The following is a 16177-nucleotide window of genomic DNA, read 5'->3' as shown; positions in this document are numbered from 1 at the left end:
AACCGCTTATTCGCGGTTTTTAGAATTGGCATAGCCCTTCGCTTCCGCTTCCAACGATTGAGAAAAGTCTGGCTTCGCTGATGAACGGCGGCTTTCCGGCTTGCCCGCCCGCTTACCGTTTCGCCCCGGTCGGTGCCGCAGCCGGAGCGATGGTCAGCACACGAACCGGACCCAGTAAACCGGCGGGCAGCAAGGGCGAATCGGCTTTATAAACCGGCATGGCCGTGAAGGTGATTTTCTGCTTCGCACCGGGCTGCTGGTCGCCAATGATGCGGTTGACCCAGGTGTTGGTCACTTTGATTGCGATGGTGTTCTCTCCTTTTTTCAGGGCCGGTGTAACCTCCACCCGAAACGGTTTTTTCCAGACAATACCCCGGTTTTGACCGTTGACCAGCACTTCGGCCAGGTTTTTCACCTCGCCCAACTCCAGGATGTAACTCGCCGATGGCTCGACGGCCGTCAGCCTGAATGTATTTTCGTACGTCGCCGTGCCGGAGAAATACTTGATGCCGGTTTCGGGGTGGTCGGGCCAGGCCGTCAGTTTAGCAAAAGTCGCCTGCTGCGGTGCGCCCCGGCCTTCTTCAAACCGCACGGTCCAGGGGCCGTCCACCGTCAGCACTTCCGTGGTTTTCGGCGCGGGTCTGGTGTAGGCCGTCGTCGTGGCCGTGCCGCTAAAAACAATGAAATACGCATCCCAGGATTCGAACCGGAGCGGCACAATCGTCCGGCCGTCTTTGATCTGATACGAAACCGGCTCCACTTTCCCGGTTTGCGGATTCCACAGCGCGGGCACTTTTCCGGTTACCCGGAAACTCACTTCGGCCGGGGTCGGCGTATCGCTCCGGTTGTTCAGCCAATACAGCTCCTGGCCCGCCGTCCGGCGGTGGCGATACCGAATTTTCGAGGCCGCGTTGCTGATGATCACATCTTCACCGATCGCCAGCGTTTTGAGGGCCTCGGTCAATGAGCCTTTCAGCACGTTCGGACTGTTCCAGATTTCGGTGATCACCGCCTGGACGTCCGACGGATTATCCGCCAGACTGGGCGACTGTTCGGGCTTCGTTCCCGTCACTTTCGCACCGGCTTTCACCAGATCGCGCAGTTTCTTCAACACGGGCAGGGTCATGAACCGGGCCGATTCGTCGAGCACCAGCAGCCGGTAGTTATTGCCGCTCCGGGCCACCAGCTGACCGTTTTGTACCGCCATGACCGTCGTTAAAGCCGTTGCGTTGACGAAATCGAATTCATAGCCGGCCGGAACCGGGGGCAGCTTTTCGCGCGTCAGCCAGGTAACATTCTGGTTTTCGCCGTAGTAATACAGAATATCCGCTACATTTTTCCCCTGCTGCAGGAGGTAACAGCTCCGGCCCAGGTACGCCATCCAGGCTTTGCCGGTTTCGGCCCAGGTTTCCTGGCGCGTAAACCACTGCCCGAAAGGCCCCAGTGAAAAACCGGGTTTCTTATCGTCGAGGGGCTGGTGCACCGACGTATGAATTACGAACCGATTCAGGCCAGACGCCATTTCGAGGTCGGCCGTCCGTTTGAGTTTTTCGGGATACGACGAAAAACCGTTCCCGGCGGCTGTCATCGATTCGGCGGCCACCAGATTCTGTCCATAGAGATTGGCCACCGAAGCCGACTCCCGAATATCGCCCTCGCTCCGCACTTCTTCGTCATTACCGCCGGTCAGACTACCGGGGGTCCACATGGCCGACATGGGCACCTCGGCGTTCCGTTTCACATCCATGCCATCGGCCAGATAAATGCGGCCGCCCTCGTGCGATTCGGTGTAGCGCTTCATGCCCCGTTTGTGCAATTCCTCACCAATCACGTCATAGTGGGCATCGGCGATCAGCTCACCGATGGTTTTCCGGAAATCCCACAGAAATTTTTCACTGGCTTCGGCGCTTTTCACGACGCGCCCCGTCAGCACGGGCAGCCACGGCAGAATGGCGTACCCCCGGCGTTTCTGAAATTCGGCGGGAAACGTTTTGGTCCAGGTCATGTGACCGGCTTCGTAGCTGTCCAGCACCATGTATTGCAGTCCTTTGCCGCCCATCATCCCGCCCGTGGCCGCCTTGTACATATCCAGATAGGTGTTGATGTAGGTGCGGACGGCTTCCCGGTCGAGCTTATCCACTTCCAGCCCCGTCGCTTCGGGGGAAGCCGGGTGATTCTGGCGTCCGGTCAGCGAATATCCCAACCGCACAACGGCCCACCGGCCCTCGGGGGCCTGCCAGTCGAGCGTGCCATCGGGCCGCATTTTCGCCGTCAGATCCAGCACGTTCTCGGTCGGAATCGCGTCGGCCGTTGCGGGCTGAAACGTTTTGGTGCCTTCCTTCCAGGGCGTAAAACCCGCTTTGTCCTCAAACTGGTCGATGCGGTCGGTGTTGTAAAGCACAAATTCGGCCACGTTCACGCCTTCCGATTTGGCCTCGCCGGCGCTGCCGCCCATCATCCCGGCAAAGGGGTTGACGGGCGGGGGCAGGGTCTTCACGGCGAGTCGCCAGTATTTAGCCGTCGTGGGGGCAAACGAAACCGTGTTCTGGGCCGCAATGCTTCCCGGAATTTTGGCGACTTCCCGAAACGTGGTGCCATCGTCGCTGACCTGCAACGTACGGTTTTCGGAGCCACCCCGAAATTCGGCCAGCGCACTTTTGATGGCCCCCACCACGGCGAGGGCTTTAAAGGTCTGGGGCGTATCAAACGCGTATTGAATCCACATGTCCTGCCCCACTTCCAGCGGTGGCAGGTAGGCGGTTTTGCCCAGATCACCGTCGGTAAGGTCGCTGAGCGCAAAGTTCCCGCCACTCGAGCTGACGTTGGGTTTCAGTTCCGCCAGGCTTTTTTCGGAAGCGGGCAGCCGGTACGCCATCACGGCGGCATCCTGATAGAACGCGGGCAGTGTGCCGACAAAACCGCCCAACAGGCCGTCGCCTTCAATTTTCACGTTCTGAAAGCTCCCCGTCACGTTCGACGGTTGCGGTAGTTTGGCCGTAACGTTTTGACCACCCGCCACGATCGTCTCCGTCCAGACGTATTTTTTCATAGCGTCTTTCGGTTCTACCCAGGGGCCGCCCGTCACGCTCCAGCCCGGCGAACCGGCAATGGCCATTTCCAAACCTTTCTGACTGGCCTGTTCGGTCGTAAACCGGAAGGCTTCCTTCCATTCGGGGGTCATGAAAACCAGCTTTTTGGGCACCACGACGGGCGTAAACAGATTGGCGTCGAAATTCTGAAAACCGCCGATCCCGACCCGACTCATCCATTCCAGGTCTTTCTGAATACCCGCCTGGGTGATGTTGCCGTTCATCCAGTGCCACCACACGCGGGGCCTGGCTGCCGGGGGCGGAGTAACGAACTGGGCGAGCTGGGCGTCCGTGGTCGGAGCGGCCGTCGGCTTGCTTGTTTTCGTTTGCCCGACGCTCGTCCGGGCGAAAAGCAGAAAAGGCAGGAAAAACAGGGTCAGGTCCTTCATGGCGAAGCGGGTTTTACGGACGCAGGATTGGCGGCTAGATACAACAAAACAGCCTATTTTTTAGTTGTTTTTTCGTATTTTCTCTCCCTAATCGGGCTTACTCCCCGTTGGTTGGCTTATCCTTCCCAACCAGCGGGCGGTTTCCGGTAACGTGCATACGGGTTTTAGCAGGGTTTCCTGGCAGACCGGAATGCGGATCGGTGGGGTAAATGAATAGCTCTTCCCAATTCGGGAGCCGGCTTTTGGGAATCAGCACCCGGTTTTATGAAGGTGGAAAGTGACTTCCGAGCATGACGGGAAGCATAGGAGGATCGTCGTAGTCGGGCCGTGTTGAAGTAGAAGCTGCCGGTTTTCGGGGCCGTGAACATCAAACCTGCAAGGTCTCCAAGACCTTGCAGGTTTGATGTGGGTGGTTTAAATAAGTCAGGCCTACTCCTGTTTCAGCCTTTTGGCCGTGGTTTCGTACGAATTCATCAGGGTGCCTTTGAGGTTATCATTGTCAACCTTGGTCAGATCAATGGTAACGTCGTAGCCCTGTGCCACAAACGACAGGCCCAGTTTGTCACCGTTTTCCTCGATGGCCGTAACGGGAATTTTCTCCGCATTCGGGTCGGCTGCGTTGGTCAGCTGGCCGGTTAATTTGCCGTCTTTCCGGACCAGATCCGCCACCAGTTTAGAATCACCGTTGGGCGTACCCGTCACCGTGATTTCCCATTTTCCGGCAAAAAAGTCGGCCGGGGCGGTGGTTTGCGAAAAAGACTGGAAAACGACGCCCAGCAGGAAAATGAACAGCACTATAGTCACTTTTTTCATATGGAGATTGGAGTTATTGGTTACATCCTGTTGCTAAAAACCGGGTGCGGCTTCGGCCAACCACCCCAAACTACTTTTCTATTTTTCCAAAACCGCCTTGCCTGCGCCGACCGACCGGTTTTTTCTTTCCAGCCGGTTTTCCGTTCCAAAAAAACCGTCCGTAATCCACTGATTGACAACACCATACTGGATAGAAGAACAACCAGTCGTCGCGAACGGGACAAAGGTAGGAAATATTTTTTCTTATTGTCTATCACAGTAGACAATAATTTTTTTACAATTCTATACCTTTGCAATCCAACCTTTCTGAAGGGGGTAGTATCCGGTTTGGCGGCCTCAAAAGGCGACTTCGCTCATACCTGAAAGCCGCAGCTTCTTGTCGGCGGTCGCGGTGGGCAGGGCAAACGTTGGGCCCGGAAATTTGTCACTAGCGAATAAGAAACCGTACGTTTGTGAAAACGAGCCTGTATGCAGTCACCGAGCGAGCAAGACTATATTCAACAAGTATCCATTGACTGTGTCATCTTTGGTTATCAGGGCCGGGAGCTGAAAGTGCTGGTCCCGAAGCTTTCATTCAAAGGCGGTTTTTGGGCGTTACCCAGCGGGTTTGTGTATCAGAACGAAGATATTGACGATGCCGCCCGCCGAATTCTTCAGGAGCGAACCGGAATCAGGGCCATTTATCTGGAACAGTTTCAGGTGATGGGCCGGGCAACGCGCAACAACAAAGCGTTTCTGGATCGGCTTATCGAACTGAACCCGGAGCTAAGCCAGTGGAGTTCGGGGGATGCCCAGGACGGTCAGGCCCACCGGCGGGAGTACGACTGGTTTACCCGGCGGTTTATTTCCATCGGGTATTACGCCCTGGTGGACATCAGCAAGGTGGTTCCGCAAAAAACCGCCCTCGATGAGGTCATCGCCTGGTGTGATGTCCGGGAGCTACCCGCCCTGATCATCGACCACGCTGAGATGGTGGCGAAAGCCCTCGAATCGCTTCAGCTCCACCTGGATCAAAAGCTGAATGCGTTTAACCTGCTCCCCGAAACGTTCACGATGAAGGACGTGCAGGAGCTTTACGAAACCATTTTCGACAAAGCGTTTGCCCGCAATAATTTTCAGAAAAAAATCCTGAGCCTGAACGTGCTGGAACGGCTGGAGAAAAAGTATACGGGGGCCGCCAACAAGGCCCCGTATCTGTACCGCTTTTTGAAGTAGGTAGTGTAGGGAGACCCGGTTTTCGGCCGTTTCAGCAATGCGGGCAAACCGGCCCCGAGCTGCTCTGAACGAGTCTTGCATACGTCGTCACGGCCTGAAGCAGTAGTTGGCAATCAGTAAGCATCCCAATAAAGTATCCTGAACTAACAAAACGTGCGGAGTCCGGTTATCTGGATAAGCCAATCCCTTATCCCATGTGTTACACGGTCAAAGCAGAAACGCCCCTGGCGCAGCTCGTCAAACAGATCAAGGCTTCGCAGGCTCCCGAAAACGATGAATACAACCCACCGGGCCGCGTCTCGGGTTTTGCCCATCCCCTCCTGCCGGTCGTCACCGAGGAAGAGCCCGAAGCCATTCAGCTTTTCAAGTGGGGGCTGATCCCGTCCTGGGCCAAGGAGGACAAAGCCGATGAGCTTTCCAAAATGACGCTCAACGCCCGCGAGGATTCCGTATTTGAAAAACCGTCTTTCAAAGGCAGTATTCTGGAAAACCGTTGCTTTTTGCTCGTGGATGGTTTCTACGAATGGCGCCACGAAGGCGCGAAGAAGATCCCCTACTTTATTTCGCTAAAGGGCAACAAGCCGTTTGCCCTGGGCTGTATTTACGCGGACTGGAAGGGCCAGCACACCTTCTCGATCATCACCACGCCGGCCAATCCGATGATGGAATACATCCACAACACCAAAAAGCGCATGCCCTTTGTCTTGCCGCTGGATGCCGCCCGCGAGTGGATCAAGCCCGATCTGACCAAAACCCAGATCAAGGAGCTGATGCAGCCGCTGGATGAAGACTTGATGAAATCCGAGGTGCTGGAAAAGTAAAAACCGGTGGTGGGCCGTTTGGCTTTCTCCACTAAAACCAATCGCCCGGCTTTTCTCTTGAAAGCCGGGCGATTGGTTTCGTACACTCCCTTCAGACTAAACTGGCGGGATCTATTTCGTCGAGGTTAGCCCGGTTGGAATTGGTGTGATTACCGAAGCGCTTCTCCAACTGACGCTGTAACTTGGCCACCACGCTGTTGAGCAAGCCGTACCAGTCGTCGCCGGAATCGTCGGCAAAGACATCGTTCCCGGGCACACCGTATTTGATGCCCACGTGTTTTTCGTTGCTTCGCTGGTTGGGTTCCAGTTTTAAATACACATCGGCCGTAATGACGTCACCTTTGTAGAAGCGTTGCAGCTTCGAGAGCGCGTCCAGTACGGAGGCTTGCAGGTCGTCGTCCAACGTAAAGCCCACGGCCTCAATGTCGAGACGGACATTATCTAAGTTCTGATCGGGTTGCATAACACGCACGTTTATTTGAAACCGCTGTTGAGCGAAATACCACCGCGGTCTTTTATAAAGACATCCGTCAGGAATTTGTTTAAAAATCAACAGGGGTTTTAGTCACTGCTCCGGCTGAAATTTGGCCCGTATGCGGTAAAAGAGGTAGTAAAATACGGGCAGTCACACACTGGGTACGCTTTCCGGAATGGCAATCCGCAGGTCACAAAAAACCGTATCCCGCACTTGTTCGTCCGAAAGCAGGCGGGCCACGGCGGTCGACACATTGAGTTGCTGGCAAAAGAGCAGCGCTTCGTTGCCCTGCATGTGATCGTTGGCAATAATCGTGTAACACCGTCCGGGAAGCATGGCGGCAAAGTGCGCGCCGGAGATAATGATCATGGGCGTTGATGAAAAAAAGAAAGCGAGCCGTTAAACAACCCGGTTTTTATGGCGGGGCCGATGGTACTGATTGAATTCACTGTAAACGCTTTAAGATTTCGGCCTGCCCCTGCTTCAGGCTCCTGAGTTCGGCCAGCAGGACTTCCTGCGTTGGCTCCGGGTCGGGAAACACATCCGACATGACCATCACGTATTTCCAGATTTCCCGAACTTCTTCCGCCGGCACCATGTAGGGCTGGTACTGCGGGTTGAGCGAATGGAGTTCAAAGCGCTGCTGGGTTGCGAGCTCGTTAACGGCTTTCTTGAAAACGATGCCATCATCCCGCAGCACGAAAATGTAGCCAAGCCCATTCTTCACCGTGTACCAGTCCTGCACGTATTCGCCCACCACGTACGAACCGTCCTGAATCGGCAGCATCGAATCCCCTTTGGTCGGAAAGGCCCGGTAACTGCGCCCGCTTTTCACCCAGGGCAGCGGCAGCTTGAACTTGGGCAGTTTGCCGATGAATTCCTCACTCTCGAAGCCCCCCTGCGCGTAGCCCATCACCGCCGGGATGGGGACCAGATCAATCAACTCGTCGTTGTGCTCATTGACCGTATGCACCACCTCCCGCACCTGCAACGACCGGCCCCGGTAGGTTGGGTCGGGAGCGGCCATCAGTTGCTGAAATTGCTTCGCAGAATATTTTGCCAGCTGATGATTGAGCAGCACATCCAGCGACACTTTGTAGAGCAACGCCAGCCGACCCGCCACGTTGGTGGGCGGCATCGCCAGTCCTTTCTCGTACTTGGAAAGGGTCTGCCGCGTCAGGTCCGTTAGCGTAGCGACCTCTTCCAGATTCAATTGAAAATGACTGCGTAAGCTCACTAGATTCTCGTGGATGTACATAGCCAAACCGGGTCGGTGTAATGAAAACAAAGATATTAATTTGGGACGGATTTTTAACAAGGCTATGCAACAATAATTTACATTCGTAAACAACGAAAAAAGACCGGTTTTGTACAACATTTCAGTCTACTGATAGGGATGAGGTTCAAGTTATGTTCCCCGAGACGTTAAAAATAGTTTCCAGTAATTGTTAACAAAAGTTGCATTTGAATGTTAAAAGTAGTTACGTTGCAGGAAATCTGCTTACCGGAGATCAATACGACCTGTCTTATGGATCAGCGAACAGTCTTACACACGGATCTTGACGCCTTTTTCCCCTCGGTGGTGGTGCTGCAAAACCCCTCCCTGAAGGGAAAACCGCTTCTTGTGGGGGGGGCAGGGGATCGGGGCGTGGTGTCCGGGGCCAGCTACGAAGCCCGGCGGTTCGGCGTTCGTTCGGGGATGCCCATGCGACTGGCGCGCCGGTTGTGTGCAGAAGCCGTCATTGTCAAGGGCGACTACCAGGCGTTTGACCGCTACTCGAAACTGGTGACCGAAATTCTCACCGAAAAGGCCCCGGTGGTCGAGAAGGCTTCGATTGACGAATTCTACGTGGACATGACCGGCATGGAAAAATTCGTCGGCTGCGTTAAATGGGCGGGTGAGCTGAAGCAAAGCATCGTCCGCGAAACCGGGCTATCGGTCAGCTGGGGGCTGTCGGTCAACAAAACCGTCAGCAAGGTCGCGGCTAATGAGGGCAAACCCAATGGCGCCCTGCAGGTGGCACTGCCCGATGTTCAGCCGTTTTTATGGAGTCTGGACATTGCCAAGCTACCCGGTATTGGCGAAAAGATGGCCCATACGCTCCGCTGCATGGGCGTTACCAAACTGGGCACGCTGGCCCAGATTCCCCGCCGGTTGTTGGAGCGCACGTTCGGCAAGACCGGGCTGTTTCTCTGGGACCGGGCCAACGGCATCGATCCCACGCCGGTTGAGCCTTCGCACCAGCAAAAGTCGATGTCGAAGGAAATGACCTTTCAGACCGATACGACCGATGGGCAGTTTCTGCAGGCCACCTTGTCAAGAATGGTCGAGACGCTCGCCTACGACCTGCGCAAGCGGGGTTTCTGCACCAGCAAGCTCACCGTGAAAGTTCGCTACAGCGACTTCCAGACGTTTACGAAACAGATTACGCTGCCCGCCACCAGTTCCGACCACGCGCTGACGCTGGCTGTGCTGAAGGCGTTTGATACGCTTTACGACCGCCGGGTGCTGGTGCGGCTGGTGGGCATCAGCTTCGGCAGGCTGGTCCGGGGCACCGAGCAGCTCAGCCTGTTTGATGCCGCCGGGCAGGTCGCTCAACCCAAGTTGCCTTCGCTCTACCAGCAAACAGACCGGATTCGCGACCGGTACGGCGAAGGCCTGATTGGCCGGGCCAGCACGTATCACTTAGGAATTTAACCCATTAACGCCTACAACCATGTCTTTTGCTTTACAGTGCCGGGTCTGGGATACGCAAAACCGGCAAATGCACTACCTCTCGTCACAAATGACGCGCACCAACACCTTTCAAACCATCCTGCTGGAGGACGTACTGGCGTTGGTCAATCTGGCTAATCCCGCCGATATTCGCCTGTACGAGACGACGGAACCCTGGCGGCTGATGCTGTCGGTGGGTCAGCAGGACCGGGAGGGCACGCTGCTGTTTGATTACGATATTGTCGAATGTGACGGCCACCACTGGATCATTCAGAATCATCCCGAACGCTGCGGCTACAGCCTGTTTATGCTCAATAGTCTGGGGCTGCCTCCCTACCTGCGGCTGGATCGGGAGCTGGCCCAGCTGGTCAAACAGGTGGGCAATTTCTTCGAACATACGCACCTGATGCTGGACCTGCCGGCGGTACCGCTGCGGTGGGCGGCTTAACCCGACCCGGCCATGTACCTCAACGTTCACAGCTACTTCTCGCTTCGTTACGGCACCCTCTCACCGAAAGATTTGGTGGATCGGGCCGTCATACTGGGGATCCGGACGCTGGCGCTGACGGATATCAACACGGTTTCGGGCGTCTTCGAGTTTGTGAAGCGGTGCCGGGATGCGGGTATTAAACCGGTGGTGGGGGTCGAAGTGCGCAACCACCACGAACTGGCTTATGTCTGTCTGGCCCGGAATCGGGACGGTTTTGCCGAAATCAACCGGTTTTTATCCCAGCATTTGCTGACGGGAAAGGACTTTCCAATGCGGGCGCCGGCCTTTGTCCATGCCTATGTCATTTATCCCCTGAAACGGCTGGATCACCTGATGCCGGTCAGCGAAGGGGAGTTTGTGGGGGTGCGGGCTTCGCAGCTCTCCCAACTCTGGTCGCACCGAAAAAAACTCCAGGCTCTCAAGGTCGTGCTGCTGCAACCGGTCACCTGGGTCGATAAAGTGGGGTTTAACCTGCACAAGCTGCTGCGGTGCATCGCCCACAATTGCCTGGGCTCCCGGCTGGCCGAGTACGAAACCGTTGCTACCGATGAGGACTGGCTCTCGCCGGAGCAGCTGGCCGGGACCTTCGGGGACTGGCCGCACTGGATCGACACGACCCGCCAGCTGCTGGCCAGCTGCTCGTTCGACTTTGACTTCAACACCGCAAAAAACCGCAAGCTGTACACACCCAGCCGGGCCGATGATCGGGCCCTGCTCCGCAAGCTGGCTTTCGATGGGATGAGGCAGCGCTACGGCCCCAACCAGGCTGAGGCTCAAAACCGGGTGGAAGACGAACTGAAAATCATTGCCGACCTGGATTTCACCGCGTATTTCCTGATCACCTGGGACATTGTGCAGTACGCCCACAGCCGGGGTTATTTCCACGTCGGGCGCGGCTCGGGTGCCAACTCGATTGTTGCGTATTGCATCGGTGTTACCGACGTCGATCCCATTGCCCTGAACCTGTTCTTCGAGCGGTTCATCAATCCCCACCGCAGTTCTCCCCCCGATTTCGACCTGGACTTTAGCTGGACCGATCGCGATGAGCTGACCGACTACATTTTCAAAAAGTGGGGGCGCGAGCACGTCTGTTTGATGGCCACCTACGTCACTTTCTCAGGCCGGGCCGCCTGGCGGGAGCTGGCCAAGGTGTTTGGTTTTCCCAAAGCCGAGATCGACGCCCTGATAGCCGATCCCGCCCAGTCGCTCAGCAGCCCCCCCACCCGCCTGATTGCCCGGTACGCCCGTTTAATGGAGAATTTCCCCAACTACCTCGGTATTCACGCCGGCGGAATCCTGATCAGTGAAGAACCGTTGTATCAATACACCGCCCTGCAACTACCGCCCAAAGGCTTTCCCCTCTGCCAGTGGGACATGTACGTGGCCGAAGACATCGGCTTTGCCAAGTGGGATATTCTCAGCCAGCGGGGACTGGGGCACATCAAAGAAGCCGTTGACCTGGTCCGGCAAAACCGGCAGATCAGCATTGACATTCACCGCATCCAGGATTTTGTCGGCGATGAGCGCATCCGGCAGATGCTCCTTACCAGCCAGACGATGGGCTGCTTTTACATCGAAAGCCCGGCCATGCAGCAGCTGATCACCAAACTCCGTTGCAGTGACTATCTGACGCTGGTGGCGGCTTCGAGCATCATCCGCCCGGGTGTGGCCAGCAGTGGCATGATGGATCAGTACATCGAACGTCACCATAGTCCGGGCAGCTACATTCCGCTGCATCCCAAAATGCAGGAGTTGCTGAAGGATACCTACTGTGTGATGATCTATCAGGAGGACGTGCTGAAAGTAGCCCACGAGTTTGCCGGGCTTCCGCTGGCGGAAGCGGACATGCTTCGCCGGGGCATGAGCGGCAAGTCGCGCTCCAAAGATGAATTTGCCCGCATTCAGGCGAAGTTTTTCGCCAACTGCCGGGCGTTCGGGTATCCGGAAGCGATCACGGCGGAGGTCTGGCGGCAGATTGCCTCGTTTGCGGGCTACAGCTTTTCGAAGGCGCATTCGGCCAGCTTTGCCGTCGAAAGTTACCAGAGCCTGTACCTAAAAACGTATTTCCCGCTGGAGTTCATGACGGCGGTGATCAACAATTTTGGCGGTTTTTACCGCACCGAGTTCTATGTTCATGAGGCCCGGCGCTGGGGTGCCCGGATCGAAGCGCCGGATTTGCTGGAGAGTGACCCTGTGGCCCGCATCGACGGTAGTACAATTTGGCTGGGATTTGTTTTAATCAAAGGACTGGAAAAGAACGTCGTTGAGGAGCTGCTGCGCCAGCGCCGGCTACGGCCCTTCGCCCACCTGGAGGATTTTTGCCAGCGGGTGCCGGCGGGTGTTGAGCAGTTGACGCTGTTGATCCGGGCCGGCGTGTTTCGCCGGTTCGGCCACAGCAAAAAAGAATTGCTGTGGCACGCACACGCGCTGGTGAATGCCTACGCCCAGCACGAAGCCGTTCCGGAGTTGTTTGGGCTGGAGGAAGTGAATTTCGCCCTGCCACAACTGTGGCAGGATCCGCTCGAAGATGCCTATGATGAAATCGAATTGCTGGGCTTCCCCCTATGCTCCCCGTTTGATCTTTTGCCCGAAGCAGTAGAGGGCATCGGGGCCCGCAGCCTGCCGGAAAATCAGGGGCGGACCGTGACGATCACTGGCTACCTGATCACGACGAAGGTGATCCGGGCCAAAAACAGCAAGGTCATGGCGTTTGGCTATTTTGTCGACGTCGAGGGCCATTACTTCAATACCACGCACTTTCCGCCTTCGTGGCAGCGGTATCCGCTGCGGGGCATGGGCCTATACCGGATGGTGGGCAAAGCGGTCACCGAGTTCAGCGCCCCAAGCCTGGAAGTGTACCAAGTGGAGCGGCTGCCGTTTCGCCCCGATCCGCGGGGCGGGGGCGGGTTCTATTTGAATTGACCAAACCTGCCGTCTGAACGAATCGACTTCAAAGTAAAACCGCCTGTCAATCAGGCGATGTTGTGGCTAGTCAGGTTCACCCGATCAATAAAACAAAAAAATAACTGGCTCCGGGTAAGTTGTTTTCGGACCTTTGCAGCCTTAAAAGATGGATTATGAACTACCAACCGCTTCCTCTTCCCGAAAAATACCGCTTGCTCGATCATTCAGTCCGTTTAGTCTGGGAGAATCTCACCCATGCTCAGATCAACTGGCTGGTGAAGCAGTCCTTCTATTTCAAAGAGTTTCTGTTTGCGGATTTGCCTTATTACGGCCAGGTCTTTTCCCTCGACATCAAGATCGGCCCGGACCAACTCACAACGCTCTTTTTCCCAAAATCCGAAATCGGCACCATGACCGACGAAATGATTCGGCAAATTACGGACGAACTGGCCAGCGTTCCGGAAGAATGGCAAGTTGCTGAAGTAGACCAGTAGCACTAAACTCGAAGGCCTGGGCAAAACACCGTAAATTGTTGAGCGGCATCACTTCCTGAAGATTTCGGGGCATGTAGTCTAATTTCGTTTCAACAAAGTTGTAGTTAGCGAGTTTGGTATTCAACCACAAACGAAATGACTAGTATGGAAAACAAGCCAGATCAAACTCCGCAGCAGCCTTCGCAAAGCGAATCCACGCCGGAGCGTGAAGAGCAGCATGATTTTGCAGGAACCGACGATGAAGGCAATGTGCAGGGAGGGGGCGCTTATGGCTCTGGTTACGGCACAGGTTCATCGGGTGCGGACGAAAGTGAAACGTCGGGCACCGAATCGAATCGCAGTTAGGAGTCATTAGTCCGCCGAAAATAAAGTGAAAAATAAAGCGTCCTGCTTCCAGCCAGCACACTAAAAAGGCGGTATTATCGTTTTTAGTGTGTATGTTTTGAATGCCCCGGTAGTCCAGCCACCGGGGCATTTTTATTTCTACGTCCGGGCTTTTTTCTTCGTTTTTTAGAAGCTGGAGTACTCCCTAGACTCGTATGCAGGACATAAAACAAAAGCCCTGAAGTAAACAGGGCTTTCGATCGCTTTATCTTTTTGCCTCAACTAGCCAAAAAATTGACGGCCTGCTTCAGAGTCCGCTCGTTCTGGTTCTCCGGGTCGGTGTACGAACGCTCCCCTACCTCGATGGTTAATTGTTTACCTTCCAGAAGTTTGGTGTCGAGTTCCTTTCCGGCCTGGGCATCAATTCCTGCCATGTCAAACAGCTTGATGATGGCTGGCATACCGGCAGGCGATTGATAAAAACGCTGCGATACATACCCGTCCTCGTTCTCAAACCGAACAGCAAAAAAAGGGATTTTTTTATGCTCACTGACGCCTTCCTCAATCTGGGTAATGGTAACGGTCTGGCTACCATCTTCCAATACTGTCTTGTCCTGTCCTTCCTCGATCGCAATTTTCATACCGTTGACTTTATGTTTTAGTTGTATTATAAAAAACTACACTGGAGTCAAATTGTTCAGAAAAATTGTTGGGAGACCGGCTATAAATCGTCAATTTCGGTGCAAAACAGGGAATGGCAAGCCAAATTGCTGTGTTTCAGTTGTATTACCCAAAAGGATATCCCCATTTTAGAATAGTCTTTTGGGTAGATAGGACCGATTGGTTCGTACAGTTCAGATCAGAAAAAGTGCGTTCAATTGACGGCCACAAACCGGGGCGCAACCGGAGCTTGTTGCGTGGCCAGCGATACTTCTTTGACTGTGGTTTCGGCTCCGTTGGAAATCGCCACCTGATAAATGCCGTCGGGCAGGTCGCTCACGTCCAGCCGCAGTCGCACTGCCTGCTGGCGTTTGCCGATCTGCTGGACAAAGACTTCTTTTCCTTTCGCATCCAGCAGCCGGACCATCACTGCATTCCCGACTTCCTTGTTGACGGCAATCTGGAGTTTACCGTCGATGGTGGTGTACAGGCCACTCTGGAAGGCGGCTGCTTTCTTGGGTTCTTTCGGGCTGGCATTGGCGGCATTGAAACTGGCAGCGGTCAGGGTCAGGGCGACGAGCAGGGTGTTGAAGATGATTTTCATGGCGTATCTTGTTTAGAGCGTTTTTGTGTCTGTTTTGATGAATCAAAGGTCGGCACGCGGGCGCTGAAAGCCTGTCACAAATGGGTCAACTCCTGCTACTTTTGGGAAAAGGGTCTAAATGATGCGAAGACCGACTGGCAACGGGTCGGTTTGTTACGGATTCAATTGCAATGGCTTACGAGAGACTTTCGAATACCATACCCGCTTCCTTACCTGGAAACGAAAAACATTCATGCCATTGAACAGTGGACTGACAAGCCCGGATCCTGCCCGATTCGCTGCGGGTGAAAGTTGGTGTGAGCCTGAAACATCCGGCCCTCCCGGATGCGATCGCATTCTCTCCACAACGAGTAACAAAGAAACGCAGACAAAGGAAATCATCGGAAAAGCCAAGAAGGTACGAAATGCAAAAAGTCCTGAAAATCAGGACTTTTTGTTTCTTTTGCTTTCCTTCATTAGAAGAGTTTTGTACCGGGAACGGGAATCGAACATTTGCATTGAATTACCTTGGTTTTCTTAAAAATGCCTTTAATTGGAGCCATAAAGCCACTTTTTGAAGCGAATAAGAGAAAGTGAGATTAAGCAAATGAAGAAAATGTTTCAGTAATGTTACAGTAATACTTTCGGAATGGCTATCTTGGTAGAGCACTTATTAACCTCGAAAAAATGTTTGAATCAGAAGCCTCGCCAACCAAAGGACGAAAGAGAACCAATTCTATCTCTTTCACTGTGGAAATCAACAACAAGCCTAAAAAAGGAGATCTATACCCTCTTTTCATGCGGATTACCGAAAACCGAAAACATCGTAGGGTCTACCTTGAATTTGATATACCTCTCAAAGATTGGAACCCCAACAAAAAAGAGGTGCGAAAGACTTATCGGCTTCATGCTGCTCTAAATGCCAAGATCGACTCTATAAAAGCGGAAGCTATCCGCCTGAAAGCGGACCTCAAAGAAGTTTCAGCTGCAGTAATCGCAGATAGCTTAAAAGGAAAATCGTCAACGTTCTTTTTCCAATATGCTTATGGCATTCTGACAAATAAGACGTATAATACCGCTAGGAACATGCGTAGTGAGATCAATAAATTGCTTGAGTACACAAAAGATGAAAAGTTATTATTTGCTGTATATCGTCAACTTAAAGTGGACAGATGCGGGTGAAAAGAGAAGAGATACTTTAAGC

16 protein-coding genes are annotated in these 16177 nt (G+C 54.2%); 9 read left to right on the top strand and 7 right to left on the bottom strand.

All coding sequences use genetic code 11. The features are described from left to right. Window positions 1-112: 112 nt before the first annotated feature. A complete protein-coding gene (locus tag ACYVHX_RS05000) occupies window positions 113-3478 on the bottom strand; it encodes a glycosyl hydrolase (protein ID WP_460670522.1) in 3366 nt (1121 codons plus the stop codon). A gap of 429 nt (window positions 3479-3907) precedes the next feature. Beyond that, the gene (locus ACYVHX_RS04995; RefSeq protein ID WP_460670521.1) at window positions 3908-4291 is read right to left on the bottom strand and encodes a hypothetical protein; all 384 of its coding nucleotides are present in this window, start codon (window positions 4289-4291) and stop codon (window positions 3908-3910) included. On the opposite strand from ACYVHX_RS04995, the gene ACYVHX_RS04990 reads away from it, so the two are divergent. The 3 genes from ACYVHX_RS04990 to ACYVHX_RS04980 all read left to right on the top strand — a co-directional run bounded on the left by ACYVHX_RS04990 (window position 4292) and on the right by ACYVHX_RS04980 (window position 6327). Then, window positions 4292-4654, top strand: coding sequence for a hypothetical protein (locus tag ACYVHX_RS04990; protein WP_460670520.1), 363 nt, complete (start codon window positions 4292-4294; stop codon window positions 4652-4654). 105 nt (window positions 4655-4759) lie between these two features. Continuing rightward, window positions 4760-5506: an NUDIX hydrolase gene (locus ACYVHX_RS04985; RefSeq protein ID WP_460670519.1), complete on the top strand. Its 747-nt coding sequence runs from the start codon at window positions 4760-4762 to the stop codon at window positions 5504-5506. A gap of 194 nt (window positions 5507-5700) precedes the next feature. Then, the gene (locus ACYVHX_RS04980; RefSeq protein ID WP_460670518.1) at window positions 5701-6327 is read left to right on the top strand and encodes an SOS response-associated peptidase; all 627 of its coding nucleotides are present in this window, start codon (window positions 5701-5703) and stop codon (window positions 6325-6327) included. A gap of 91 nt (window positions 6328-6418) precedes the next feature. On the opposite strand, the gene ACYVHX_RS04975 is transcribed toward ACYVHX_RS04980, so the two are convergent. The 3 genes from ACYVHX_RS04975 to ACYVHX_RS04965 form a co-directional block, all read right to left on the bottom strand. Then, entirely contained in the window at window positions 6419-6790 is a 372-nt protein-coding gene (locus tag ACYVHX_RS04975; RefSeq protein ID WP_460670517.1) for an HPF/RaiA family ribosome-associated protein, read from the bottom strand. 162 nt (window positions 6791-6952) lie between these two features. Then, the gene (locus tag ACYVHX_RS04970; protein WP_460670516.1) at window positions 6953-7171 is read right to left on the bottom strand and encodes a hypothetical protein; all 219 of its coding nucleotides are present in this window, start codon (window positions 7169-7171) and stop codon (window positions 6953-6955) included. Window positions 7172-7247: 76 nt separating this feature from the next. Next, a complete protein-coding gene (locus tag ACYVHX_RS04965; protein WP_460670515.1) occupies window positions 7248-8060 on the bottom strand; it encodes an XRE family transcriptional regulator in 813 nt (270 codons plus the stop codon). Window positions 8061-8330: 270 nt separating this feature from the next. On the opposite strand from ACYVHX_RS04965, the gene dinB reads away from it, so the two are divergent. From dinB to ACYVHX_RS04940, 5 genes are all read left to right on the top strand, one after another. Continuing rightward, window positions 8331-9500: a DNA polymerase IV gene (dinB, locus tag ACYVHX_RS04960; protein ID WP_460670514.1), complete on the top strand. Its 1170-nt coding sequence runs from the start codon at window positions 8331-8333 to the stop codon at window positions 9498-9500. 19 nt (window positions 9501-9519) lie between these two features. Beyond that, complete coding sequence (locus ACYVHX_RS04955; RefSeq protein WP_460670513.1) at window positions 9520-9966, top strand: hypothetical protein; 447 nt, start codon at window positions 9520-9522, stop codon at window positions 9964-9966. A gap of 12 nt (window positions 9967-9978) precedes the next feature. Then, window positions 9979-12930: a DNA polymerase III subunit alpha gene (locus ACYVHX_RS04950; RefSeq protein WP_460670512.1), complete on the top strand. Its 2952-nt coding sequence runs from the start codon at window positions 9979-9981 to the stop codon at window positions 12928-12930. Window positions 12931-13085: 155 nt separating this feature from the next. Next, complete coding sequence (locus tag ACYVHX_RS04945) at window positions 13086-13406, top strand: hypothetical protein (RefSeq protein ID WP_460670511.1); 321 nt, start codon at window positions 13086-13088, stop codon at window positions 13404-13406. 144 nt (window positions 13407-13550) lie between these two features. Beyond that, a complete protein-coding gene (locus ACYVHX_RS04940; protein ID WP_460670510.1) occupies window positions 13551-13751 on the top strand; it encodes a hypothetical protein in 201 nt (66 codons plus the stop codon). A gap of 257 nt (window positions 13752-14008) precedes the next feature. Here the strand turns inward: ACYVHX_RS04940 and ACYVHX_RS04935 are convergent, their stop codons facing one another. After that, a complete protein-coding gene (locus tag ACYVHX_RS04935) occupies window positions 14009-14371 on the bottom strand; it encodes a hypothetical protein (protein ID WP_460670509.1) in 363 nt (120 codons plus the stop codon). Between the two features lie 233 nt (window positions 14372-14604). Next, window positions 14605-14994, bottom strand: coding sequence for a T9SS type A sorting domain-containing protein (locus tag ACYVHX_RS04930; protein ID WP_460670508.1), 390 nt, complete (start codon window positions 14992-14994; stop codon window positions 14605-14607). A gap of 666 nt (window positions 14995-15660) precedes the next feature. On the opposite strand from ACYVHX_RS04930, the gene ACYVHX_RS04925 reads away from it, so the two are divergent. Continuing rightward, a complete protein-coding gene (locus tag ACYVHX_RS04925) occupies window positions 15661-16155 on the top strand; it encodes an Arm DNA-binding domain-containing protein (protein WP_460670507.1) in 495 nt (164 codons plus the stop codon). The last annotated feature ends 22 nt before the right edge of the window (window positions 16156-16177 follow it).

Source organism: Larkinella ripae, from assembly GCF_054780775.1.
Note: the sequence above shows the minus strand (reverse complement) of the source record. Positions and strands in the feature narration are given on the sequence as shown.